Consider the following 25,028-nt stretch of genomic DNA (forward strand, 5'->3'; position numbering starts at 1 on the left):
GGACGCGAGCGGGTCTCAATCAGTCCATCAGACGCTGCTCCGTCAAAATTTGTTTCAACTCTTCCAGGGGTAACCCGATGATGTTGCTCAACGAGCCCTCCTGGCGGGCAATGATCAGGTCGCCGTGCTCCTGGATCGCGTAGCCGCCGGCCTTGTCGAGGGTGTGCACCCGAGCGAGGTAGGCCTCGATGGTGGCCTCGTCCAACTCTTTGAAGGTCACGTCGCTGGCCACGCCGCGATCGATCGCAATCTGTTTGCTGCGATGACGCAGCGCCATGCCGGTGAACACCGTGTGGGTGCGGCCGCTGAGCTGGCACAGCATGGCGCGGGCTTCGGCGCCGTCGGCGGGTTTGTTGAGCGCTTCACCATCGATGAAAACGGTCGTGTCGGCGCCGAGCACCCACGCGTCCGGATGACGCTCGGCCACCCAATCGGCCTTCAGCGCGGCGTTGTGGGCGACCATCGTGCGCGGATCTGTGGTGCGTTCCTCGTGCTCCACTACATCGGCCACGACGACCGTAAACGGCAGGCCGAGTTGGCCGAGCAACTCGCGTCGGCGCGGCGAGGCGGAGGCTAGAATGAAGCGGGGTAAGGTTTCGCTCATTGGACGGCTTCGTCCAAGATCCCGCGCACATCGCCCGTGGCAAGAGCCAGCTCCACGCGGCTCAGGTTGTATTGATAGGTCGCTTCCAGCAGGTTGTCGCTGGCGATGGCGAGACGGTTCTGGGCCTCGACCATTTCGCGATTGTCGGCGGCGCCTTGCTCGAAACGGATTTGCGCGAGGCGCAGCTCATCTTCGGCGAGCGCGAGGCTGGTTTGGGCGACCTGAATCTGGGCGCGACGGGAGCGCGTGTTCTGCACGGCGAGGCGAACCTCGGCGGCAATGGCGTCGGCCAGATCGTCGTGGCGCAATTGGTTCGCGCGGCGGCGGGACAAAGCCAAGCGCGTGAGCGAGCCAGTGCGCAGGCCATCGAAGACCGGAACGCTCAGCGAAATGCCAGTCGACCACACCTGCGCGTCGTTGCCATCAAAGGCTTCCTCGGCGGCGCGGCCGTAGTTGCCGGTGAGGCTGAGAGTCGGCAGGCGGTTGAACTTGGCAGCGCGCACCTCGAGATCGGATTGGTCGAGCAGGCGTTCGGCGCGGGCCAGATCGGTGCGTTGTTCGAGCGCGACCGTTTCGGCCGAGCCGGCGGCCGGATCGGCCTCGCTCACACGGAGAGAAAACGGCGAGAGCGCGACAGGGGCATCGGCTTCGAGGCTGAGCAGGCGCTTAAAGCGTAGTTCCGAACTCTGCAGCTCGGTCTCCTGCTGCAGGCGCGCTTGCTGGGCAATGGCGACTTGGGCTTGGGCGCGCGTCACGTCGATTTGGGTGGCGACCCCGGCATCACGTTGACGCACGGCGAGATCGAGGAGCGCATCGGCGCGGGAGATGTTGGCATCGATGAGATCGAGGCGAGCCAGATTGCGCAGGTGTTGCAGATAAACGCTGGCGACGGCAGCGCGGACGGATTCGCGAGTGGTTTCGGCATCGAGTTCGGCCACGCTGACGCCGAGCTTGGCGGCCTGGTAGCTGGCGATGTTCTGCGCGTCGAGCAGGTCGAGGCGCCCGTTGAGGCCCATGTCGAAGCGGCTGTTCACACCCGAGCGCGTCACGGTGCTGCCAAAAGAGGCCGAGCGCGAGCGCCGCTGCGTCGCGTCAAAGGTCACGTTGGGCAACAGGTTGGCGCGGGAATTCCGAGCGCTTTCCTGGGCTTGGAAGATCGATTCCTGGCTGAGCAGCACGTCGAAGTTGGCGCCCTCCACGGCCTGCAGTGCGGAAGCGAGGTCGTAGCTCTCGGCCCGAAGACCCGGCGCGTTCAAGCCAGCGAGGCACAGCGCGCCGAGAGCGAGGAGAGACCGGGGGGGCGACCCGACGGGGCGAAAGCGTGAGGAGAACCAGCTCATGGAAAAGGCGGAGCCAATAGGTCCGCGCTGCGTGGCGCAAGACAGGCGATGCGCGCCGCCGGGGTCTTGGTTATATCATGCGGTATTGTCAGGCGCCGGGCGCGAGCCCAGCGTGCCGCCTCAAGCGCATGCGCATCGGACTCGCTCAACTCAACCTCACCGTCGGCGATTTGGCCGGCAATCGGGACCAAATCATTGCCGCGTATCGTGACCTCGTGGCCCACGGCGCCGAATTGGTGATCTTCCCGGAACTGGCGGTGTGCGGCTACCCGCCGCGTGACCTGCTGCGCCAGCGACGCTTTGGCGACGACGCCGAGAGTGCCCTCCTGGAAATCGCCGCTGCCACCGGTCCGGTGCCGGCCCTGGTCGGCGCGCTCGACGCGAATCCGCACGACCCCGGTCGCCCGTTTTTCAACACCGCCGCCCTCTGCCATGATGGCGTCGTGCAGGGATTCGCGCGCAAGTGCCTGTTGCCGACCTACGACGTGTTCGACGAGGACCGCTACTTTGAGCCCTTTGATCGTCCCACCGTGTTTGTGGTCGGCGGCCGGCGCATCGGTGTGACCGTTTGTGAAGACCTCTGGGCAGGCGTGCCGATCGCGTGGCGCTACCGGCACCGCTTCGATCCGGTGGCGCGGCTCGCCGAGCAACCCGCGCTCGACCTGATGGTCAACCTCTCCGCCAGTCCCTGGCACGCCGGCAAACTCGCCCTGCGCCAGCAACTCGTGCGCGATGCCGCGCGGCGCCTGCACGCGCCGGTGGCCTACGTGAACGCGGTCGGCGGCAACGATGAACTGATTTTCGACGGCCGCTCCATGGTGGCCGACGCCACCGGCGAGCTGCTGACCGGACTCCCGGCCTATGCGCCAGCCACGCGCATCGTCGATCTGCAAAGCGCACCGGTCGCCGCCGATCCGTCCTTCGCCGACGACGGCCTTGCGGCGCTGCATGATGCGCTCGTGCTTGGGCTGCGCGACTACGTGCGCAAAACCGGTTTTGAGCGCGTTTTGGTGGCACTGAGCGGCGGCATCGACTCAGCCGTGGTAGGGGCGCTGGCAGTCGCGGCGCTCGGGCCGGACAAGGTGACCGGCGTCGCCCTGCCCTCCGCGTATTCGAGCGCGCACTCGCTCGCCGATGCCGAGGCCCTCGCGGTCAATCTCGGCATCACCCTGCAAACTTTTCCAATCGCGGACGCGGTCGCCGCCACTACGACTACATTGGCCCCGGCGCTCGATCCGACGGCGCCGGGCGTGACCGAGGAAAATGTGCAGGCGCGCCTCCGTGGCGTTTTCATGATGGCGCTCTCCAACCAAACCGGCGCGCTGCTTCTCACCACCGGCAACAAGAGCGAGTTGGCGGTGGGTTACTGCACGCTCTACGGCGACATGTGCGGCGGCTTGGCGGTGATTTCCGATCTCTACAAGACGCAGGTCTACGCCCTCGCCCAGTGGATCAACCGTGAGAGCGAAATGATTCCGGTCTCGACGCTCACCAAAGCGCCCAGCGCGGAGTTGCGGCCCGACCAATGCGACGCCGATAGCCTGCCGCCCTACGACGTGCTCGATCCCATCCTGCGCGCCTACATCGAGGATGGCTGCTCGATTCGCGAAATTGTGGACCAAGGTTTTGCGCCGACGATCGTTAAGGAGATGGTGCGCAAAGTGGACCTCAACGAATACAAACGCCGCCAAGCCGCCCCGGGCCTCAAGGTCACGCCCCTCGCCTTTGGCGTTGGCCGCCGCCTCCCCTTGGCTCAAGGCTATGTGCGTTAATCCCTCTCCCTGTTTTCGAATTTTCCATGTCATCCGAATCCCTCTTTGCCCGTGCCCAGCAGCTCATTCCCGGCGGCGTCAACTCGCCGGTGCGCGCCTTCCGCTCCGTCGGCGGAGCGCCGTTTTTTGTGCAGTCCGCCCAGGGGGCGACGCTTACAACGGCCGACGGCCAGGAGCTGATCGACTTTGTCTGCACCTGGGGCCCGGCCATCCACGGTCACAATAACCCGGTCATCCGCGATGCCATCGCCGATGCGCTCAACCGCGGCACCTCCTTCGGCACGCCCAATCCCTACGAGGTGGAGATGGCCGAACTCATCACGCGCTTCGTGCCGTCGATCAAGAAGGTGCGCATGTGCAACAGCGGCACCGAGGCCACCATGTCGGCCATCCGCCTGGCCCGTGGTTTCACCCAGCGCGACAAGATCATCAAGTTTGCCGGCTGCTACCACGGCCACTCTGACTCCCTGCTGATCAAGGCCGGTTCCGGCGCCCTCACCCACGGCCATCCCGACAGCGCTGGCGTGCCCGCCTCTTTCGCGCAGGAGACGATCGTGCTGCCCTTCAACGACACCGCCGCGCTCACCGAAGCCTTTGCCGCCAACCCCGGCCAGATCGCCGGCGTCATCCTCGAGCCCTACCCGGCCAATGTCGGCCTCATCAAACCGGAGCCCGGCTATCTCAACTTCCTGCGCGAACTCACGGCGCGCGAAGGAACGGTGCTCATCTTCGACGAAGTCATGACCGGCTTCCGTCTCGCCAAGGGCGGCGTGCAGGAGTTGGAGGGCATCACGCCCGACCTCACCACCCTCGGCAAAATCATCGGCGGCGGTCTGCCCGTCGGCGCCTTTGGTGGTCGCGCCGACATCATGGACAAACTCGCGCCGGTTGGTCCGGTCTATCAGGCTGGCACGCTCAGCGGCAATCCGCTCGCCATGGCCGCCGGCATCGCGGCGCTCAAACTCCTGGAGGAGACCGGCACCTACGAACGTCTGGCCGCTCTCGGGCAACAGGTGCAGGCCGCCGTATCGTCGGCCCTGCAGGCGAAGGGCCTGCCCGCCCAAGTGCCGCAGGTCGGCTCGATGTTCTGCACTTACTTTACGGAAACGCCGGTGCGCGACCTCGCTTCGGCGCAGACCACCGACACGGAGCTCTTTGCCCGCTACTTCCGCGGCTGCCTCGAGCAGGGCGTGTATCTGCCGCCGAGCGCTTACGAAGGCTGCTTCATTAGCACCGCTCACGAGGGCGCAGCCATCGATCGTGCCTGTGAGATCATGACCCGCGTCATTCAATCGCTCTGATGCTGTTTTCGCGTATCCAACGTTTCACGACAACGCTCCGGGCCCGCGGTGGCCGCAGCGTAGGGTTGGCGTTGGTGATCGCGTGCTTGGCCAGCCTCGGCAGGGCGCAGCCGGCGCACGCGCCGGTGCTGCCGATCGAAGAGCTGCAGCCCGGTATGACCGGTGAAGTCTGGACGGTGTTTCAAGGCACTGAACCGGAGCCCTTCACGGTCGAAGTCACCGGCGTTATCGAAGGGGCGCTTGGGCCGGGCAAATCGATGATCCTCTGCCGCCTCACCGATCCGCGGGTGCAAAAAATGGGCGCGGTGGCTGGCATGAGCGGCAGTCCGCTCTATGTGGACGGCCGCTTCGTCGGCGCCCTCTCCTATCAGGTGCAGCAATTTGAAACGGAGCGTTTCGCCGGGTTCACGCCGGCCGCGGACTTGCTGGAAGTGCGCCAGATCGCGTTGAACGAAAGCGCCGATAGCAACGGCTCGGGGGCGATGCCTGCCACGCCAGCGCCGGGACCGACTCCGCGCCACAATGACAGTGGTCCGGAAATCACGCCGCTTTCGCCGGTCTTCAGTTTCAGTGGCGTCTCGCCGCTGGTGGCCGGCTTGATGAGTGAGCCGCTGGAAGCGCTCGGCCTCCGCACGCAGGGGCTGGGCGGCGCGAGTGTGTTGTCGGGGAGTTTTAAGGATGAGGCGCAGGTTGAGTTGGCTCCCGGCTACGCGGTCGGAGCGGCGCTGGCGGTCGGCGACATCACACTGGCCGGCACCGGCACCGTGTCCTCGGTCGACGGTTCGCGCGTGCTCGCTTTCGGTCATCCGCTGCTCGGTTTGGGCACGGTGGAAGTGCCGATGACGGAAGCTGAGATCGTGGCCATCCTACCATCCAGCCGCAGCTCCTTTAAGATCTCAAACACCGGCAAGGTCATCGGCACCGTGCGGCAGGATCGACTCTCGGCCATCTACGGCGAAATCGGCCGCGTGCCGCCGCTGCTGCCGATCACGGTGCACACCCCGCAACGCGACCTGAATTTTGCGGCCGTGAAGCATCCGCGCATCACGCCGGTGGTGACGGCGACGGGCATCTCGCAAGCGGTGCTCGGCTCCAACGACGCCGGCCTGAGCGAAGGCTTTGCGCTGCGCGCCGACGTGATCTTTCCCGGTGGCCGCAAACTGCAGGTCGATCAACTCTTCGCCGGCCCGGAGGGCTTCAAAGCCGGGCTGACCGGACTCACCCAAAGCCTCGGCACCTGGATGGATAATCCCGTCGAGGCTGTATTCCCCGAAGCACTACGCTTCACGGTGGAAGCGCTGGAGCACAATCCGACCGTGAGTTTGGATAACGCGACGCTGACGCGGCAACAAGTGCGCCCTGGCGAGACGGTCGACGTCGTGCTGCAGCTGCGCGATTACCAAGGTGCTCCTTTCACCGAGCGGGTGACCGTGCCGATCGCGGCGGACTGGGCCGATGAAAAGCTGGCGGTGGTGATCGCCAACGGCCCCGCCCTCGATCAGGGCGCTGGTGCCCAGCAGGTGTTTGCGGTGAGTCAAATTCGCGACTTCGACGCCTACCTCGATGCCCTGCGCGCCCGGCGTAAGAGCGACGGCGTGTATGTTGCAGTCGTGCGGGCTGCGAAACTCTTTCTCGATCAAACCGCGGTCTCGACCGAGTTGCCCGACTCCCTCTCCCGCATCGCCCGCCAAGCCGATGGCGCACGCTATCAGGAGAAGGCCGCCGTGGAGGTCTTGTGGGAGCAACACCTCCTGCCAGACCGCCTCGTGCCGACGGCGGTGCGTCTACCCCTTTCGTGGGTGGATTGATCCCCTTTCCCTTCCCTGCCCTCGCTTAACCCATGTCTCTGTCCCCCTCCTCGCGTCGTCGTTTTTCGGTCTGTATTCTGAGTGTGCTGCTGGCAGTGACGACGCTGGCGCAATCCTTCACGGAGACGCGCACCATAGATTTTTATCGGGATGTCGCCTCGCGTGATTTGCGCGGGCTCGGCACGCGATCCGATGGACGTTTGGTGCCCGGCCCGACGGTCAATGCACTCGACGGTGAATGGCCAGTCGACGCGTTATTGTGGAGTTTCGCGGCGCGCCCCGATGGGTCGCTGGTCGTGGGCAGTGGACCGGACGCGACGCTGTGGCGGGTGACGCCGGATGCGGACACGATGCGCTTTGAGACCACGCCGCTGGCGACGTTCGGATCCGGGCACTTGCATACGGTCGCGGTGTTGCCCGATGGCACGATGGTGACGGCGGTTTCGCCCTCCGGTCGGGTGGTGCATCTCGATGCGGACGGAGAGATTCTGGGTGAAGTCAGCCTCCCTGTCGCGATGGTGTTTGATCTGCTGCCGGACGCGGACGGTCAGCACGTGTGGGTCGCCACGGGGTCACCGGCGCGGGTCTATCGGATCGATTTGGCCACGATGGCTGACGCGGAACCGGAGCTGTGGGGAGAAGTGCGTGACCGGAACCTGCGCCGTCTGGCGATGGATCGACAGGGCCGCGTGCTCGCGGGCTCGGCGCCGAGTGCGAACCTCTATCGTTTCACGACGGCTGGTGCCCCGCCGGAGATTTTGTGGGACGAGGATGATGGCGAAATCACCGACCTGCACGTGACGGATGACGGCGATCTCTATGTGGTGTGGGTGAGTTCAAGCAATGACTCCACGCAACGTGTCGCACGTGGCAGTGGCGCCCAAAAGAGTGATGAAAGCGGCGAAAATCAAACGCCTCCGCAGCCCGTCACGATCATGGAAGCAGCGCCCTCTCCGGGCGGCTTCAGTGGTCGGAGTTCGTTGGTGCGTTTGCCGGGCGGCGACGGCCTGCCGGAGCTGGTGGTCTCGCGTAACAATGTTTCGATTTATCGCATCGTGCCTCGTGGGGACGTCCTGCTCTTGGCTGGCGGCGACGAAGGCGAACTCCTGGGTTACGACCTGAAGGAGCGGCGCTCACTGACCTTCGCGGGCAGCGAGTCGGCACAAATCAACGATCTGCTTCCTGCGTCCCACGGCAGCACGGACTATTGGGGATTGGGCAACAACCCGGCGGCGCTGCTGCGCATTGATTTTGCCGGCGAAGGTATCCGCTCGGCGACTACGCGGCGGCTGGATTTGCGGACGCTCGGTCGGTTGGGCGCGCTGCGTTTCAACCGGCTGCGCGAACTCGCGGCAGATGACCTGCAGGTCGAGCTGCGGGTCAATCGAGGGCGCGACACGCGGGAAGGTTGGTCGGCCTGGACCGCGGCGACGGAAACGGATGGCGCGTGGCTTACTCCGGACCTGCAAGGCCGCTACGTGCAGGTGCGCCTGACCATCGACGAAGAGATCGACGCCAATGCTTCGCTCGATCGCGCCACCCTCTACCACGCGCCGCAGAATCGGCGTCCGTCCCTGCAGGCCTTTCACATCGCGGCGCCGGGTTACTCGCTGATTCCGCGTGCTGAGTCCAGTTCGGCCAGCCTGCCTTCGCTGAGCGATATTGTGGGCAGTGAAAGCGACAACGACAGTCGTAACAGCAATGGGCTGATGAGCAGTTCGGTGATGCCGGATCCGGGCATGCAGATCGTGGCATGGTCGGTGAATGACTACGATGGCGACCAACTGCGCGCGACCTTCGCGGTCCGCCCGGACGGCGACGACACCTGGCTGAACCTCATCGAAAACAGCGCCGAATCGTGGCTGCAGTTTGATCGGCGCTCGCTGCCAGAGGGCACCTATTTCACTCGGTTGACCATCGCTGAGACCGCGCCGCGAGCTCCGGCGGAGCGGCATGAGATCACGTTTGAAACCGATGACCTGGTGATCGATATGAGCGCCCCGCGGTTGCGTGATGCCACGGTGACCCTCGACGGCGACGCTCTGGTGCTGTCCGTGATGGTGGCGGACGAGCAAAGCCTGCCGGTGGGAATCGAGGTGGTTTTTAACAACGGTTATCGCACCACACTGGTCGCGCCGGCAGACGGGATTCTCGACCAGCTCGAAGAGCACTTCCGTTTGGAAGTGCCGCAGTCGCTCGTGTCCGGCGCGAGCGCAGTGGAAATCTTTGCCGAGGACGCGGCGGGCAACCGTGGTTCGCAGCGTTTGGCGCTGCCCTAGGCGCCGGTTTTCGGCGGGTTGAGCAGACCGATTTCGACGGCGTAGCGCGACAGCTGCGCTACGCGGTGCAGGCCGGTTTTGCGCATGAGATTGCTGCGGTGGTTGACGACGGTGTGCATGCTGAGGCCGAGCTTGGCGGCGATCTCTTTGGAACTCATGCCCTCGGCGAGCATCGTGAGCACGGAGCGCTCGCGGGGACTGAGTTCCACGGTGCGTTTTTCGGTGCGCTTCTCCCGCACCAAATGGCGGAGAAAATCGGAGGCCGAGCTGGAGAAATACGGCGTGCCCGTCATCGCGCTGCGCAAGGCGTCCCGCAGCTCGCTCAGGGGTCCGCCCTTGTCGACGATGCCCAAAACACCGGCGGCCATGGATGAGCGCACCGTGTTGAGAGTCAGGTTGCCGGAATAAATAAGATAACGGGTATCCGGGCTGGAGCGACGCAGCTCATCGATCAGACGCAGACCGGCCACTCCATCGGACAGAACCAGATCCAAGATGACGAGATCCGGCTGGAGCTTCTTACCGGTGTCGCAGGCGTCTTCCAAGGAGGAGGCCCTGCCCACGACTTCAAAACCGCCCAGGGTTTCGAGAAACTGAATGACCATATCCACCACGGACATGTGGTCATCTACAACCATCACACGTTGTGCTTTAACGGTGGAGGAAATCGAAGCAGCGGCGGCCATTGGGTTTTGTTTAAGAGACTGCTAATCAATTTCTACCAAATCTATGGCCAAACTCTAAAAATAGGGTAATTGCCCTATTTTAAGGCGTGGTATAAACAAAGCTTTTCGCAAGAATTTGGCCTCAGCCCATACGAGTGGAGCCGCCCCGCGGATGGGCTTGAGCATGGACTTCCTTTAGCCGCGCCACCGAAACGTGGGTGTAAATCTGGGTGGTCGCTAGGTTGGCGTGACCGAGCAGCTCCTGCACGAGCCGTAAGTCGGCCCCGGCATTCAACAGGTGGGTAGCGTAACTGTGGCGTAGCTTGTGGGGAGTCAAATCGAGCGGCAGATCGGCCAGCGCGAGGTAGCGTTTGAGCATAGTCTGCACTTGGCGCGGCCGCACCGGCGAGCCGTCGTGGTTTTGCACGACGATCGCGGTGGGACTGGAGATCGCGACATGATTCGTTTTCCAGTGCTGCAGCACGGCCATCGCCACGCGGCCCAGCGGACACATGCGCTCCTTGCCGCCCTTGCCCAGGATGCGGGCGCAGCCGTTGCTCTGATCAATTGCCCCGAAGGTCAGTCCGCAGAGCTCGCTGATGCGTAAGCCTCCGCCGTAGAGCAGCTCCATGATGAGGCGATCTCGCCAGCCGTCATGCGGGGTGATCGCCTCGTTTTCCATCAGGCGTTGGGGACCGAGCAGGAGGCGCTTGATCTGGGACTCCGTCAGGAACATCGGCAGGCGCTTTTCCAGCTTCGGCAGCGGGATACCGGTGAAGGGATTGCGCAGCATCCGCCGCCGCGAAATCCAGAAGCGAAAGAATGAACGCAGCCCGGAGACGTGCAGATGCAAGGTGCAGCGGTCGAGCTGGCGCTGGGATTCGATCACAAAGTCGCGCATCTCCCGACGGGTGAGCTCATCAAAGGGTTTGGCTTCGATTCCGGCGCCTTGCAGCCACGCGTAGAAACGCACGAAGGCGTGTCGGTAGTTCCGCACGGTGTGCGGCGAGTAGCGCCGCTCCTTGGCCAGCCAAACCAAAAAGGGGTCCAGCCACGCCGCGCTGACTTCAGCCGGCATCTCCGCGGCTTCCGGCTCAGGAGTTGGACTGGGCGGCGGCTTCGACATCCTGCATGACTTGGTCGGATTGGCGACGCAGGGCGCCCTCGGGATCGAGTCCCCGGGCGCGCGCCGCGGCGGCGAGAATGAACAATTCGCGCCCGAGCGTCGCGTCGTCCAAGGTCGCCGCCTTGGCGTCGATCGCGTCGCGCAGGGTCTCGTCGGGCACGGGCAGGCTCTTTTTCGTCACCTGTTTCCAGATCGATTCCGCCAGCATGGTGGCCGGCAAGCGCGGCGGCTGCGGTTTGAACAAACCCGTCGCGGGCGGACCGTTCTTCTTTTCCTGCGCTTTGATTTCCTCCCATTTGGTGATGACCTCACCGGCCGAGCCGAGCCGGGCATGGTCGCCAAATACATGCGGATGGCGGCGCACGAGTTTTTCGTTCACTTCGCGCGCGACATCCTCGAGGTCGAAATGACCGGCTTCCTCGGCGATCTGCGCGTGGAAATAGACCTGGATCAACACGTCGCCCAGCTCCTCCCGCATGTGCGCCATGTCCGCTCGGTCGATGGTCTCGATCAGCTCGCTGACTTCATCGATCAAGCAACGCACCAGGGAGGCGTGGGTCTGCTCTTGGTCCCAAGGGCACCCGTCGGGCGCGCGGAGGCGGGCAATGGTGGTGCGCAGATCGTGCAGGGAACTCATGGAGGCATGAGCAAACGGTCTTCGGCCCGGGGAGCAACATCCACCGGTCGTCCATCCCGGGAGACAGGCAAATTCGGTTCTGGTTTTCGGTCCCGGCCTGTGTTTCGTGGGCCTTGTATTATGGCAGACAAACTCGACGAAATCATGGCATGGAAACGGCAGGAAATTGCTCCGCTGGTGCGGGAGGTTTCCGTGGATGAACTTTCGGCGCTGCATGCCGAGTTGCCGCCAGTGCCTTCGTTTGCGCAGAACCTGCGCCGGGCGGATGGCGGCTTGGCCGTCATTGCCGAGATCAAGCGCCGCTCCCCGTCGGCCGGCGCCATCGCCACCGGCGTCGACGCCCCGACCCAGGCCCTGCGTTACCAGGCCGCAGGAGCCGATTGTCTTTCGGTGCTCACTGACCACAAATACTTTGGTGGCACGCTGGATGACCTGAGCAGCGTCACGGCAGGTTTTGCACTCAATCCGCCGGCGGTGCCCTGCCTGCGCAAGGACTTCATGGTGCACCCGATCCAAGTGCGCCACGCCCGCGAAGCGGGCGCCAGTGCCATCCTCATCATCGTGCGCGCCCTCAGCGACGCGGACATCGCCCTACTCTATCGCAGCGCCACCGCGGCGGGCTTGGACGCCCTCTTCGAAGTGCACACCCAGCCGGAGCTGGACCGGGCCATTGCGGCCGAGGCCAAGATCATCGGCGTGAACAATCGCGACCTCGCCATCTTCAAAACCGATCTGGCCCTGAGTGAGCAGCTCATTCCGGGCATCCCGGACGGGGTCATTGCCGTGAGCGAAAGCGGCATCCACACCGCCGCCGATGCGGCTCGCGCCAAGGCCTGCGGCGCCCATGCGGTGCTGGTGGGCGAATCGCTGATGAAAGCGGCCGACCCGGCGGCGCTGCTGCAGTCCTTCCGCTGAGTCGCGCTGCCGGCGCGAAAAACAAAAACGCGACCCCGAGGTGGGGTCGCGTTCGTAAAGCGTTGGGCGATTAAACCGCGTTCAGGCCGACTTCGACTCGCTCTGATAGAGGTGGACGTCGCGCTGCGGATACGGGATCGAGCAACCGGCTTTCTCCAGTTCCACTTTCATCTTCTCGGTGGTGTCCATCTTGGTCTGGAGGAAGTCGGGCGAGTTGACCCAGAACCACGCCACGATGTCGACGCTGCTGGAGCCCAGCTCCATCACGCCCACGATCGGAGCGGGATCCTTGAGGATGCGTTCGTCCTCGGCGATCACCCGGTTGATAGTGTCCTTGGCGACGCGCAGGTCGTCGTCGTAGCTGACGCCCAGAGTGAGATCGATGCGGCGGGTGTCCTTCACCGAGTAGTTGACGATGGTGCCGCCCATGATCTGGCCGTTGGGCACGATCACCACCTGGTTCTGCGGCGTGCGCATGTTCGTATTGAAAATGCTGATACCCTCAACAATGCCCTTGGTGCCACCCGCCTCGATGAAGTTGCCCACGGTGAAGGGGCGGAAGATGATGATCATCACGCCGGCGGCGAAGTTGGACAGCGACCCCTGCAGGGCCAAACCCACGGCCAAACCGGCAGCACCGAGGATGGCGACCAGCGAAGTGGTTTCGACGCCGAGTTTCTCCAGCGCGGCCATCACGACCACCGCCAGCATCAGCACATTGGCGATCTTGGTGAGAAAGCCCGCCAGGGTGTCGTCGACCTTGGCCTTCTTGAAGGCCTTCAGGATCAGACCGGTCAGGATCTTCACCACGATGCGACCGATGATGAAGATCGCCAAGGCCAGCACGATTTTGGTCGCCCAGTCGATGCCGGTAGTCGCCAGCCAATCCTGGACAGAGAGTTCGGAGGGAGGTGTTTCCATGTCGGCGCCATGATCTTGCAAAAGATGCCCCGGTCAAGTCGCTGCACCGGTCTGCAATGGAAATTGCCTGCGCCGCGCTATCTGCCTGAATCCCGAAACGTTATGGCACTCACTCCTTCGACCACTCGCGACCTGCTCACGCGCCTGGGGCATCATCCCAAACGGGCCTTGGGCCAGAATTTTTTGGTCGATGCCAACATCGTGCGCAAATCGGTCAGCATGGCCGAAGTGGGCCCCTCGGATCATGTCGTGGAGGTCGGCCCGGGGCTGGGCACCCTGACCTCGGAACTGCTGGCCTCCGGGGCCAAGGTATGGGCAATCGAACGCGATGCTCGGCTGGCGGCGCACTTGCGGGACGAACTGGTGGCACCGGCCGCGGCGGGCCGTTTTGATTTGTTGGAAGGAGACGCAATGGAGCATCCGCGCGCGGGTCTGCCGGTCGAGCAGGCGGAGGCCGGATTTAAAATCGTGGCCAACCTACCCTACGCGATCTCCACGCCGTGGATGGAGGCAGTGCTGCACGCTCCCCTGCCCCAACACATGGTGTTGATGCTCCAACTTGAAGCGGCCCAGCGATACATGGCGAAGCCGGGCACGAAGCAGTTTGGTGCCATCTCAATTTTCCTGCAGGCAGCCTTTGACATCGCGCCGGGCCATAAGGTGCCGACCAACTGCTTTCACCCGCGGCCCGACGTGGAGTCCTACCTGCTCAACCTCGTGCGCAAGCCGACGCCGTTCATCTTTGCCGATCCGGTGCGTCAGCTCATCCGCGCCTGCTTCCAGCAACGCCGTAAACAAATTGGAGCCCTCCTGCGCGGTAAACTGCCCGACGACGGCAAGGCGTGGATCGAGAGCCTGGGGGCTTGGAGCATGGACGCCCGTGCCCGGCCGGAAGCGATCCCGGTCGCGGCATGGCAAACACTTGCGGCGGCTTGAAATCGCGACGCGGAAGGCGGAGGATTCCGGCTATGAAAAGACTGAGCTGGCTCGCCGCTCTCACCCTGCTCGGTGCCACTGTAGGCGCTTCCACTCCTTTGGCAGCGCAGCAAACACCGTTTCTCTACGGCGTGCTGGAGGACAACCGCTATGAAGCGCCGAGTGGCGAATACACCCTGACTCTGCCCTCCCAAATCAGTTTGGGCGGCGAGATTCACGACACGCCGGAAGTCGTGACGCTGCAGGACCACCTCGCGCTGCACGCCAGTGTGGCCTGCTTCGGGCTCAATCTGAACTTGAAGCGACAGGACGAAACTCTCGGTCGCCGGGACTTTCTCGTGGGTTTTTTCCGCGAGCATGTGCAGCCGCAGTTTTTGCAGCGTTTTGCCGGAGCCGAGATCGAGAGTGCGCGCTTCACCCCGGAGCTGCTCAACGGTGCGCTTTTCGTCTACAACCTCCTGCCTGGCGGTTCGATGTTTGGCGAGCGGGTGCCGACCATGGAAGACGGCTCCGCTCCAGTCGCGAAGCGCGGCAATTTGTTGTTCCTACACAACAACCACATCTACGTGTTGAGCCTGGAGCTCGCTGAAAAAGTTCTCGCCCCGGCCAGCTTTGATCTGGGGCCGGAGGAACAAAACGCCTTGCTGCAGAAACGCCTGCTCGAGCTGGTGGGCCGGATGGATTTTCGCGCGCCCCTGCCGTTGCCGGCTCAGCCCGATACCGAGTCCGTGGGGTGAGCCCGGCTACCGACTGAGTGCATCAGCGTCGCACGGCGACTTTGACCACCAACTGGTCAGCCCCCGCGGTCATGTGCTTGATCAGCACGCCCAAGAAAACGAGCACTCCACCCATCTCCATGGATTCCTCGACCGCCGTCCAAATGTTGTAGGGCAAGGTATCGAGTGCGTCGTTTTCGAGGAAGGGTTCGGTCAGCAATTCGATGCCCACGGCCCCTCCGACGTAGATCGCACCGCCGATGCAAAACCCGACCGCCACACCCAGCGGGAGGCGACGCAGGAAGCGCAGGTAGAAGACGCCCACGCCCAGAGCCACGATTCCGCCGGGGATCGCCCAAGACATTTCGGTGACCGAGTTCAGGGTTTCGTGCATGCCGGCAATCTCGTCGATGGACAGAAACAGGAAACCTGCGGCCAGGACGCGCCACGCTATCAGACCCTGATTCTGCGCCTGATCGGTTTGGCCCCACGCGTGGGCCGCCAGCGTCAGCGCGGTGAACAGCAACGCCATCGCGGAATACCACGTGGGGAAACTGTCCTCCTCATCCACGTCGAAGATCTGGCGGAACAGCCAAGGCAACTCGGTGAAGCGGTAATGTATCACCGTAAGTAAAACGTGGATACCAACCAGCACGCCGACGATGAGCCACAGGGTGAGCAGCAATTTACGGCGGCTCAGAGACAGGGAAAGTGCGTTCGAGGAAGGCATGTTGGGGGCTTGGGCGGTGGTGAAACGAACGAAGCGTGCGAAGCGTTCAGAAAACAGTCGCGAGCGGCGGGCGGCAATCGCGGGATTGAGCCAAGAAAAAGGGGCCTCGATCAAACGAGGCCCCGAAAGATTTTACGTTGGGCGGCTGAGGATCAACCCCACCAGCTCCAGATATTCCAGCTGCTGGACTTGGCGGATTTTCCGGACTTGGAAGACTGGCCGGACTTGGAGGACTGGCCGTAATGGTCGGACTTTCCGCCCGTGGAGGAGCCGCTGCTGCAGGAGTGGCCCCATTGGTCCTTCTTGGTGCAGCTGCCCCACCAGTTGATGTCGCAGTTGTCTTTCGAGGACTTGTCCGACTTGCCATACTTGTCGGACTTATTCGATTGGTCGGACTTGCCCGACTTGCCGGAGTGGTCACTGCAGGAGTGGCCCCACTGCCCCTTCTTGGTGCACTTGCCCCACCAATCGAAGCTGCAGCCATCCTTGTCAGACTTACCCGACTTGCCGGATTTGTCAGACTGTCCCGACTTGTCGGATTTGTCAGACTGCCCCGACTTGCCGGACTTATCCGATTGGCCGGACTTGCTGCCACAATCGTGACCCCACTGGCCCTTCTTGCTGCATTTGCCCCACCAGTTGTAGTCGCAGCCTGATTTGCCGGATTTACCGGACTTGTCGGACTTATCGGAGTGGTCGGATTTGCCCGACTTGTCGGACTTGCCGCCGCAGTTGTGGCCCCAATCGCCCTTCTTTTTGCAGTGGCCCCACCAGTCGAAGTCGCAGCCCCCCTTACCGGACTTGCCCGACTTACCGGACTTATCAGAGTGACCCGACTTGCCCGATTTCCCGGAGTGACCCGACTTCCCGGATTTACCGGACTTGCCCGACTTGTCGGATTTGCAGGGATCGCCGCAGTCGGACTTGGTGTAGAAGACCTTGGAGGAGAGGAGCACCATCTCTTCGGAACCGGCATACTTCGGGCGATACACTTCGACACGGTATTCGTTGTCGCCCGCAGCCGTGGTGAAGAGCTTCTGGTAACGGGTGCCTTCGATCTTGTAGGTCAGGCCGGAGGCGGACTCGCCGTAGGTGTAGTAGGACTCCTCGCCGGTGTTCTCATCGATCACGGCGATGATGACTTCCTGGTCGGTAACCGAGGTGCAGTCGTCGCAGAACAAGGTGAACTCGAGGAGTGCATCCTCGCCACCGCAGAACACGGTGCCGCGGGAGATAGCTCCCTTCCAGTAAACCGTGGTCGGGCAGTTCTCATCACCACCCGGATCGTCCTGCTCCACCACCGAAACGGTGATGGAATCTTCCGCCGAACGGTCTTGGTCGGAAACACCGGTCACCGAGATCACGTAGGAAGCGGACTCTTCAGAGGAAATGACACCGCTGCCGGTCACGACGCCTTGGCCGAGGCCGGAATGCGTCACGGAGACGGGCTGGCCGTTTACGGTAACTACGAGTTCCTCGATGGTGCCGTAGGAGACGCTGGTCTCAAAGGTGAAGGGAATTTCGGTCACCGGGTCACTGGCGAAACGATTGACCTCCAAGCCGTCATCCGGCGTGAGGATCGTCGTCACCGGGGCCGGATAGATGCCGACGACCTCGAAGGACGTGCTCGTGACGGCGGAACCGTAGGCGGTCTCGCTGAGCGCGGTGATCGTGTAGGTGCCAGGCACGTCCAACACCAGCGAGGTCAGACCGGTCGCCTCGGTCGTGCCGAGTCCATCGATCGTCAGGTTGAGCGGAGTAGAGCTGCTGTCCGGGCCCAACAAGGTGGCCTCGAAAAGATCGATGGTGCCGAATTCGGTGTCGGTGAAGATGTCCACCGGGACCGTGGCGCCGGGGCCGCCGAAATCGAAGCTGAATTCAGAGCCGTCGACCGGCGTGTTGATCGTGATAGCGGGGGGATCGGCCATCAGTTCATTCACGGAAATCGCGATGCTATCGGTGGCAGAGCCGCCTTCGCTGGTGACGGTCACTTTGATGGTGAAGGTATCCGCGACCGTGGTGCGAATCACGCCCTCGCCGGAAATGGAACCCGTCATGAGCCCCGTGAAGGTGGAGCTGGCGTTGGCCGGCTGACCTTCGCTGTCGAGCACGGTGACTTCGACCGTCTCGATGCCGCCCCAAGAAACGCCACCTTCGAAGGTGAAGGGGATCTCCGTCTCCGGTCCGCCTTGGAAGCGGGTGAAGCTGTCACCGTCGCCGGGGGTCGTGATGGTCACTTCCGGTTCCGGCAGCAGGGCAACCACTTGGAAGGTCGAGGAGGTGGTGGCCGTGCCGTGCGCCGTGGTGGTGGTCGCGGTCAGGGTGTAGATGCCCTCTTCAGCAATCACTTCCGAGGCGGAGCCAAAGGCATTGAGGTCACCCACCGTCCATCCCGACAGTGAAATCGGGGTGCCGTCGCGGGTGAGCTCGAGGGATTGAATACCCTCTACCGGACCGCCGTCTTCGAGAGTGGTCGCGTTGACGAGGTAAGGAATGGAAGCACCGGCATCGACGCCCAACGTGTAGCTGTAGACGTGCACCGAGGGCTTGAGCGGCTCGATGATCGAGATGGTAGGCGGCGGCACCACGCGAATGATGCTGAAGTCGGTCGTGGCCACGGCTTCGCCGATGCTGTTGGTCGCGGTCGCGGTCACGGTGTAGAGACCGGCTTCGGTGTAGCCCAGATCGGCCACGCCTCGCGCGAGGATCGTGTTGAGATCGGTGTAAGTGATTTCGCTCGGGTTGAGCACGCCGCGGTCGCTGACCGAAACGGTCAGGTCGGTGACCTCGTAGCCTTCGATGGCCGCACCGGTGGCTTCGATCGGCACGATGACCGGAGGACCGCCCACGGTGTAAACGTATTCGGCGCCGTCACCCGGGGAGGCTATGGCCACCGTCGGGGGCTCGCCGGAAATCGGGTTGATGACGAACACATTGATGTAAGTGGCGTCATTAAGCACGGTGCCGGTGCCGCCCGGCTCGGAGGCCTCGCCCGGGAAGCCTTCAAAACGCAGACCGTAGGCGTAGTCGCCCGCGACGGCATCTTCCGGGCCGCGGAAGTAGATGCCGACCGCCAAGCGCTGCAGCGGGGCGGTGAAAGAGAAAGGCTCGGGAGCCGGACCGCGGAGCGCGATCTCGTTGTTGATCCATTGCTCGACCTGAGCCTCATCCCGGTTCTGACCGGTGGCAATCCAGCTGGCCGGCAGAGCGGACTCGGAGGGCAAATTGATCGTCGAAACGTAGCTGAGCGCCGTCGCGTCATCGACGCCCTCGGGGGCCGAAATCACACGCCACACCAGATTCGGTTGAACCTCGGAGGTCAGGCGATTGGGAGCCGTCACCGTGACGGTGTGGAACCAGAACAGAGGCGCATCACCCTCCACCGTTTGATCGTTCGGGTTGTAACCGACAGTGGGGAAACGCTGCGCGTGAGCGTCACTACCGCTGCTCGAAAACACCAAGGCGGCCAGTAAGCCGGTGAGGAGCAAGGAGGTTAGTTTCTTCATGATAGGATCAGTCTTTCGCCAAGAAAAGGCATCAAGCGGGTAAAAGTCTAGGTGATTATCCCTATGCATGCGCCTTTTTAAGGCCATTCGGGTCTAGTCGCTCAAGCAGGGAAACTACTTAGTTCGATAAACCAAAATGCGCCAAAAACTTAGCAGAGGTGTCATGGGGGGTATCAATTTCTGCGTCAGAGAGGGGTAAACTACGCAATCCGACCCCATCATGAAAGAACCATAATGTGTCTGAGGTGACATGCACCCCCAACGCGGTATGGCACCCTCCCCCGAGTTGCGTCTGGAACGCGCGCTCCAATTCGACCCGACGGGACGTCGTCGGATGGAAGCACTTCGCCCACGCCGCCCCCTCCCCGGCGCGGCATTGCACGGCGATCGCCGCCTGCGCGACGGCCGGCACCATCGATTCGAAACCGAGCACCCGAAACTCAAGCCCTTCCCAACCGCCGATGCCGAGCCGCCCAAGTCCGGCCGCGGCGAGGACGGTGGCGTCGGCCACGTGATCATGGGCGATCTTGCGCAGGCGGGTGTCGACGTTGCCACGGATCTCGGTGAATTCAGCATCCGGATACAGCATGCCCAATTGCAGGCGACGGCGCGGGCTGCTGGTGGCAATGGTCGCCGGGGCCTCGATTCCGTCGCGCACGATGAGCACGTCGCGCGGATCGGCCCGCGGCAGGTAGCCGGCGATCTCGAGGCCCTCCGGTTGGTCGCCGGGGAGATCCTTGGCGCTGTGCACCGCGAGGTCGGCGCGGCCTTCCAGCAGCGCCTGCTCCAGCTCCTTGGTGAAAAGCCCCTTCCCGCCCCGCTTTTCCAGTGACCAAGCCGTCTGTTTGTCGCCGGTGGTGACGATCGGCATCAGCTGGATGTCGAAACCGAGCAATTCGTGCAGCGCGGCGGCGACCATGTTGGTTTGCGCGAGCGCGAGTGGGCTCTTGCGGGTGGCAATGGTGAGAGTCGGCATGTGGTGGTCGGGAAACTGAAAGAGAAAGCCGGGAACCGAGCGGCGAAATATCCAGAAACAACAAGGCCACGCCGAGCAGCAAGAGCAACCTGCTACCCGGCGTGGCCGGAAGTGTTTACGAACGGGGAGCTAGGCGCTTAGTAGCTGGCCGCGACACCCTTGATGTTCTTCTTGGCCATCCAGGGCATCATGCCGCGCAGGCGGGCACCGGTCTTCTCGATCGGGTGCTTTTCACCGGCTTTGAGCAGCTTGTTGTAGTTCTTGAGGCCGCCCTTGTATTCCTTGACCCACTCTTTGGTGAACTTGCCGGTCTGAATCTCCTTCAGGATCTTCTTCATCTCGACCTTGGTCTTGGCGTTGATCACGCGCGGGCCGCGGGTGATGTCACCGAACTTGGCGGTCTCGGAGATCGAGAAACGCATGCCGGCGATACCGGACTCATACATGAGGTCGCAGATGAGCTTCAGCTCGTGCAAGCACTCGAAGTAAGCCATCTCGGGCTGGTAACCGGCCTCAACGAGGGTCTCGAAGCCCGCCTGCACCAGCGCGGAAGCGCCGCCGCAGAGCACGGCCTGCTCGCCGAAGAGGTCCGTCTCGGTCTCTTCCTTGAAGGTGGTCTCGAGCACACCCGCGCGGGTGGAACCGATGCCCTTGGCCCAAGCGAGGGCGGTCTTCTTGGCCTTGCGGGACTTGTTCTGGGCGACGGCGATCAGCGCCGGCATGCCCTTGCCCTCTTGATAGAGGCGGCGAACCATGTGGCCCGGACCCTTCGGGGCGACCATGATGCAGTCGACGTCCTCGGGGAGCTTGATGAGGTCGAAGTGCACGGCGAGACCGTGCGAGAAGAGCAGCGTCTTGCCCTTGGTGAGATTCGGGGCGATGTCGGCCTCGTAGATGTCGGCCTGCTTCATGTCCGGCAGACCGACCATGATGACGTCGGCCTGGCGCACCGCCTCGGCGGTTTCCACGACCTTGAAGCCCTGCTTCTTCGCCACGGCGGCGGACTTGGAGCCTTTGTAGAGGCCGATGATGACGTTTACGCCGGAGTCCTTCAGATTGAGGGCGTGCGCGTGGCCTTGGGAGCCATAGCCGAGCACGGCGATCGTCTTGTCTTTGAAGAGGCCAAGATCGGCGTCTTTGTCAGTGTATACTTTGGCGGGCATGGTTTGGTTTTTTGGGAATGGGTGTGGGGTTCTGGAAAATCAGCGGGTGAGCGCGAGCTGACCGGTGCGGGCCAGTTCGGTGACCTTGAAGGGTTCGATCAGGCCGAGGAACGCGGCCACTTTGCCTTCGTCGCCGGTGAGCTCGATGATGACCTCGTGGGTCGCCACGTTCACGATCTTGGCGCGGAAGATGTCGCAGATCTGCATGATCTCGGAGCGGACCTTGGCGTCGGCCTCCACCTTCACGAGCAACAGCTCGCGCAGGACGGCTTGGTCCTTGGTGAAGTCGGTGACCTCGACCACGTTGATGAGCTTGCGCAGCTGCTTGATCGCGAGATCGAGCGAGGAGTCGTCTCCCTTCAATACTACCGTGATGCGAGACAGGGCCGCGTCGTGGGTAGGCGCGACGTTAAGGGAGTCGATGTTGAAGCCGCGGCCGGAGAACATCCCGGCAACACGAGCCAAAACACCGAACTTGTTCTCAACGAGGACAGAGATCGTGTGTCGCATGATTGGAGGTTTGAAGTGGAGGACTGTGGAGTAGAAACGGTCGAGAACAGCCTGTCCGCCATAGGCGAAACCGGCTGGTGGACGCCGAGGGACTCGAACCCCCGACCCTCTCGGTGTAAACGAGATGCTCTAACCAGCTGAGCTAGGCGTCCGGACCGAAGGATGAGCTAAGCGGGTCGATGGACTGACTGACAAGGGTTATTTACACAGGTAAAGCCCGGGCCACCGATCGCAGGTATATCAATTGGCAGCCTTGGGTTTGAGCCAACCGCGCTCGATCATGAGCTCGGCGTTCTGCACCGCGTTGAGCGCGGCGCCCTTCCAGAGGTTGTCGCCGGTGACCCAAAACGACAGGGCGTTGTCCATGGCGGTGTCGATGCGCAGGCGCCCCACTCCGCACTTCACCTTCTCGGCGAAGTCGAGCGGCGTCGGGTATTTGCGCTCGGCCGGTTCGTCAACCAGCTCCGCTCCCGGGAACGCCGCGATGGCTTCACGCGCCTGGGCAAGGTCGACGGGGCGCTCAAACTCAGCACACACGGACACCGAGTGTGCCCGCACGACCGGCACGCGCACGCAGGTGGCGGACACCTTGAGGTCCGGCAGCCCCATAATCTTGCGCGACTCCTGCGCCATCTTGGTCTCTTCGCCGGTGTAGCCGTCCTCGCCGAAGGTATCGACCTGCGGGATACAGTTGTAAGCGATTTGATACGGCGCGTAGACCTTGCGCTTGATCGGGTCGCCATGGACGGAGGCGAGCACTTGCGACTCAAGTTCGCGCACGGCCTCGGCGCCGGAACCGGAGACCGATTGGAACGTGGAGACGATGATGCGCTTCACGCCGAAGAGTTGGTGCAGCGGCCAGAGGCCCATGAGCATGACGGCCGTCGAGCAGTTGGGGTTGGCAATGATGCCCTTGTGGCCGGTGAGTTTCTCCGGGTTAATTTCCGGCACCACCAGCGGGATGTCGTCGCGCATGCGCAGCGCGGAGCTCTTATCGATCACGAGGCAGCCGGCCGCCACGGCATTTTCCGCGAGGGCGCGGGTCACGCTGCCCCCGGCGGCGAAGAAGGCCACATCGACATCGGCGAAGACGCCCGGTTTGGCTTCCTCGATCTCGATCGTTTCGTCCCCGACCGTCAGCTTTTTGCCGGCGGAGCGCGCGGAAGCGAACAGGCGCAGCCGCGACAGGGGAAAGTTACGCTCGTGCATTAGCCGCACCAGCTCTTGACCGACGGCACCAGAGGCACCGACGATTCCGACAACATAGCTCTGATTATTCAAGATGGAGTCTCCTTGGGAACTAGCCACACAAAGTGCCGACGCGCTCGGCATCAAGCCCGCAGAACGTTTGCTTCACGTGAGCATTAACAACCAGTCCATGCACCTATACCAAGGGGCCGACTGCATCAAACGCTACACCGTGTCGACCAGCTCGCGGCCTCCCTCCAACCAGAAGGACTCCCTCGGCACCCCACGCGGTCTTCACCTCATCGCCGAGCGAATCGGCGCCGGACAGCCGCCGGGCATGGTCTTCAAGAGCCGCATCCCCACCGGGCACCATTTCAACGAACTCAGCGCCGCGGAAAACGAAGGCAACCTCGTGACGACCCGCATCCTCTGGCTGCGCGGCCTCGAGCCGGGTTACAACTCCGGGGGCAAAGTCGATTCCTACGACCGCTACATTTACATTCACGGGACCAATCACGAAGACCGCCTGGGCCGTCCCGCCAGCGGTGGTTGTGTGCTCCTGAGCAACCTCGAGATGATCGACCTCTATGAACGGGTGCGTCCCGGCGACTGGGTGAACATCGTCAACTGATCCGGCGAGCGCACCGCCGCCCCGAGTGCGCCAATCGGAAGCTAAGGATTGCCGCGCTGATCCGCGCCGGTCGGTCCCTCATACCAAGCGCCCGTAGCGCGGCGTTTGGCTTCGGCCGTTTTAATCGTCGCACGTTCGTCCGGGTTGGTCAGCGAGACATAAGCCCCGCGTTCGCCATGGACGATTTTTACAACGTCGCCGGTTTCGAAAAAACCGTCCTCTGCACCCTGGGTGACGACCACAATGGATCCGTCCTCCAGTCGCACCATGACCTCCTGCCCTTCCCGCATGGTCATCATTTCCTCGTATTTCCGACCCGCGACCGCGCCGGTCACGGTGCCGGCGACGGCGACCACCAGATCCTTTGGTGCCGCCGTTTTGGGTCGCGCCGCGATCGCCCCCGTGAGCGCGCCACCCATGGTGCCGTAGCCCGTGTTGGTGCCATCGATGGTCACTGGGCGGGACTCCACTACCCGCCCAAAATCCACCTTCTTCGTGCCCCGCCCGTCCCAGTGCTCCTCGGCCAAACGCGCTCGATGCGCCGCTTCTTCGTCAGTCACCGTGCGAGCGACCATGGGCGACGCCGCCTGATTCGAAGCGCTCGCCTTGCCGCTGCTGCTGTTGCCGGTGGTGCTCTCGCAGCCTGCCCCCGCAAGCGCGACGACCGTCGCCGCTAATCCGAGCGCCAAACCACGGGCTCGCCGCGGATCGGTTTTGAACATGGTCCGATGCATGGGGCGCAACGTCCGTGGGCTTCGGCTCAATTGATCGCGATGCGCACCGTGGCTTGGCCCCAGCCGCCGCTGTTCACCTGCACCCGGTCGCCCTCTTTAAAGACTCCGTCCTCGGTTTCTTGCACCAGAATGACCGTCGACCCGGAATCCAACAGGATGGTCAGCTCCTGGGCCGGCTTGCGCGTGGCAGCCTCCTCCACCGCCGAACCCGCGACCGCGCCCACAATACCGGCGGCAGCTTGCACCACATAATCGCCTGCACCTGCTCCAGCTCCCGGATAGGTCGCAGCAGCCCCCAGAGAACCGCCGCCCGAAAGACCCAGAATCGTGCGCTCGCCATCGATCACCACGTTGCGCACCCGCACGACTTTGCCGAGATCGAGCGTTTGCACGACGCCTACCTGGGCGCGATCGACCATGGGTTGACTGGAGGGCAAGGTGCAGCCGGTGCTCAGCACGGCGCTCAAAACGGCCAGGCTCACAACGATCGATTTCATGGGTAGAGGTCCTCGGTTAGAGACTATCGGAGTAGAAGGAGTGGCCAGCTCACCTCTTTTGTTCCGCGCCAGA

The 25,028-nt window shown here is 63.2% G+C and carries 22 protein-coding genes and 1 tRNA gene; 8 read left to right on the top strand and 15 right to left on the bottom strand.

The genetic code is table 11. The features are described 5' to 3' along the window. Nucleotides 1-19: 19 nt before the first annotated feature. Both K1X11_RS02915 and K1X11_RS02920 read right to left on the bottom strand, forming a co-directional pair. Nucleotides 20-604 carry a Maf family protein gene (locus K1X11_RS02915; protein ID WP_221032456.1) on the bottom strand — a complete coding sequence of 195 codons (585 nt, stop codon included), beginning with the start codon at nt 602-604 and terminating at the stop codon, nt 20-22. Next, on the bottom strand, nt 601-1,944 hold the full coding sequence (locus tag K1X11_RS02920; protein ID WP_221032457.1) for a TolC family protein: 1,344 nt from the start codon (nt 1,942-1,944) through the stop codon (nt 601-603). The genes K1X11_RS02915 and K1X11_RS02920 overlap by 4 nt, the downstream gene beginning before the upstream one ends. Before the next feature lie 128 nt (nt 1,945-2,072). On the opposite strand from K1X11_RS02920, the gene K1X11_RS02925 reads away from it, so the two are divergent. From K1X11_RS02925 to K1X11_RS02940, 4 genes are read left to right on the top strand one after another with little or no spacing between them, the layout of a single operon-like run. Further along, nucleotides 2,073-3,716, top strand: a complete 1,644-nt coding sequence (locus tag K1X11_RS02925; protein ID WP_221032458.1) for an NAD+ synthase — start codon at nt 2,073-2,075, stop codon at nt 3,714-3,716. Nucleotides 3,717-3,742: 26 nt separating this feature from the next. Then, nucleotides 3,743-5,017 carry a glutamate-1-semialdehyde 2,1-aminomutase gene (gene hemL, locus K1X11_RS02930; protein WP_221032459.1) on the top strand — a complete coding sequence of 425 codons (1,275 nt, stop codon included), beginning with the start codon at nt 3,743-3,745 and terminating at the stop codon, nt 5,015-5,017. Next, complete coding sequence (locus K1X11_RS02935; RefSeq protein WP_221032460.1) at nt 5,017-6,825, top strand: SpoIVB peptidase S55 domain-containing protein; 1,809 nt, start codon at nt 5,017-5,019, stop codon at nt 6,823-6,825. The genes hemL and K1X11_RS02935 overlap by 1 nt, the downstream gene beginning before the upstream one ends. A 32-nt stretch (nt 6,826-6,857) precedes the next feature. Beyond that, complete coding sequence (locus tag K1X11_RS02940; RefSeq protein ID WP_221032461.1) at nt 6,858-9,104, top strand: NHL repeat-containing protein; 2,247 nt, start codon at nt 6,858-6,860, stop codon at nt 9,102-9,104. On the opposite strand, the gene K1X11_RS02945 is transcribed toward K1X11_RS02940, so the two are convergent. The 3 genes from K1X11_RS02945 to K1X11_RS02955 form a co-directional block, all read right to left on the bottom strand. Then, nucleotides 9,101-9,790 (bottom strand): LuxR C-terminal-related transcriptional regulator, encoded by a 690-nt coding sequence (locus tag K1X11_RS02945; RefSeq protein ID WP_221032462.1) that lies wholly within the window; start codon nt 9,788-9,790, stop codon nt 9,101-9,103. The genes K1X11_RS02940 and K1X11_RS02945 overlap by 4 nt on opposite strands. Nucleotides 9,791-9,911: 121 nt before the next feature. Further along, nucleotides 9,912-10,895: a tyrosine recombinase XerC gene (locus K1X11_RS02950; protein WP_225919632.1), complete on the bottom strand. Its 984-nt coding sequence runs from the start codon at nt 10,893-10,895 to the stop codon at nt 9,912-9,914. Then, nucleotides 10,864-11,532, bottom strand: a complete 669-nt coding sequence (locus K1X11_RS02955) for a MazG family protein (RefSeq protein ID WP_221032463.1) — start codon at nt 11,530-11,532, stop codon at nt 10,864-10,866. Before K1X11_RS02955 ends, K1X11_RS02950 begins: the two co-directional genes overlap by 32 nt. A gap of 120 nt (nt 11,533-11,652) precedes the next feature. On the opposite strand from K1X11_RS02955, the gene K1X11_RS02960 reads away from it, so the two are divergent. Further along, the gene (locus tag K1X11_RS02960; protein ID WP_221032464.1) at nt 11,653-12,447 is read left to right on the top strand and encodes an indole-3-glycerol phosphate synthase TrpC; all 795 of its coding nucleotides are present in this window, start codon (nt 11,653-11,655) and stop codon (nt 12,445-12,447) included. 81 nt (nt 12,448-12,528) lie between these two features. Here K1X11_RS02960 and K1X11_RS02965 read toward each other — a convergent pair whose 3' ends face one another. Next, complete coding sequence (locus K1X11_RS02965; protein ID WP_221032465.1) at nt 12,529-13,368, bottom strand: mechanosensitive ion channel family protein; 840 nt, start codon at nt 13,366-13,368, stop codon at nt 12,529-12,531. Between the two features lie 9 nt (nt 13,369-13,377). Between K1X11_RS02965 and rsmA the strand changes: the two genes are divergently transcribed. Continuing rightward, complete coding sequence (rsmA, locus tag K1X11_RS02970) at nt 13,378-14,304, top strand: 16S rRNA (adenine(1518)-N(6)/adenine(1519)-N(6))-dimethyltransferase RsmA (protein ID WP_324726072.1); 927 nt, start codon at nt 13,378-13,380, stop codon at nt 14,302-14,304. 32 nt (nt 14,305-14,336) lie between these two features. Then, nucleotides 14,337-15,041 carry a hypothetical protein gene (locus tag K1X11_RS02975; protein WP_221032467.1) on the top strand — a complete coding sequence of 235 codons (705 nt, stop codon included), beginning with the start codon at nt 14,337-14,339 and terminating at the stop codon, nt 15,039-15,041. Nucleotides 15,042-15,063: 22 nt separating this feature from the next. On the opposite strand, the gene K1X11_RS02980 is transcribed toward K1X11_RS02975, so the two are convergent. From K1X11_RS02980 to K1X11_RS03010, 7 genes are all read right to left on the bottom strand, one after another. Then, nucleotides 15,064-15,750, bottom strand: a complete 687-nt coding sequence (locus K1X11_RS02980) for a hypothetical protein (RefSeq protein WP_221032468.1) — start codon at nt 15,748-15,750, stop codon at nt 15,064-15,066. A 152-nt stretch (nt 15,751-15,902) separates the two neighbouring features. Next, on the bottom strand, nt 15,903-19,256 hold the full coding sequence (locus tag K1X11_RS02985; protein WP_221032469.1) for a hypothetical protein: 3,354 nt from the start codon (nt 19,254-19,256) through the stop codon (nt 15,903-15,905). Nucleotides 19,257-19,374: 118 nt separating this feature from the next. Continuing rightward, nucleotides 19,375-20,232 (bottom strand): hydroxymethylbilane synthase, encoded by an 858-nt coding sequence (gene hemC / locus K1X11_RS02990; protein WP_221032470.1) that lies wholly within the window; start codon nt 20,230-20,232, stop codon nt 19,375-19,377. Between the two features lie 137 nt (nt 20,233-20,369). Beyond that, the gene (ilvC, locus tag K1X11_RS02995; protein ID WP_221032471.1) at nt 20,370-21,395 is read right to left on the bottom strand and encodes a ketol-acid reductoisomerase; all 1,026 of its coding nucleotides are present in this window, start codon (nt 21,393-21,395) and stop codon (nt 20,370-20,372) included. A gap of 39 nt (nt 21,396-21,434) precedes the next feature. Then, nucleotides 21,435-21,905, bottom strand: a complete 471-nt coding sequence (gene ilvN / locus K1X11_RS03000) for an acetolactate synthase small subunit (protein WP_221032472.1) — start codon at nt 21,903-21,905, stop codon at nt 21,435-21,437. A gap of 75 nt (nt 21,906-21,980) precedes the next feature. Further along, a tRNA-Val gene (locus tag K1X11_RS03005) sits at nt 21,981-22,057 on the bottom strand. 88 nt (nt 22,058-22,145) lie between these two features. Next, the gene (locus K1X11_RS03010) at nt 22,146-23,189 is read right to left on the bottom strand and encodes an aspartate-semialdehyde dehydrogenase (protein ID WP_343212942.1); all 1,044 of its coding nucleotides are present in this window, start codon (nt 23,187-23,189) and stop codon (nt 22,146-22,148) included. Here K1X11_RS03010 and K1X11_RS03015 point away from each other — a divergent pair. Next, nucleotides 23,188-23,724 carry a L,D-transpeptidase gene (locus K1X11_RS03015; protein WP_221032474.1) on the top strand — a complete coding sequence of 179 codons (537 nt, stop codon included), beginning with the start codon at nt 23,188-23,190 and terminating at the stop codon, nt 23,722-23,724. The genes K1X11_RS03010 and K1X11_RS03015 overlap by 2 nt on opposite strands. 41 nt (nt 23,725-23,765) lie before the next feature. Here K1X11_RS03015 and K1X11_RS03020 read toward each other — a convergent pair whose 3' ends face one another. Further along, nucleotides 23,766-24,446: an outer membrane lipoprotein gene (locus K1X11_RS03020; protein WP_221032475.1), complete on the bottom strand. Its 681-nt coding sequence runs from the start codon at nt 24,444-24,446 to the stop codon at nt 23,766-23,768. A 38-nt stretch (nt 24,447-24,484) separates the two neighbouring features. Then, nucleotides 24,485-24,955, bottom strand: coding sequence for a hypothetical protein (locus K1X11_RS03025; RefSeq protein WP_221032476.1), 471 nt, complete (start codon nt 24,953-24,955; stop codon nt 24,485-24,487). Nucleotides 24,956-25,028: the final 73 nt, after the last annotated feature.

The organism is Actomonas aquatica, from assembly GCF_019679435.2.
Taxonomy (GTDB): Bacteria; Verrucomicrobiota; Verrucomicrobiia; order Opitutales; family Opitutaceae; genus Actomonas; species Actomonas aquatica.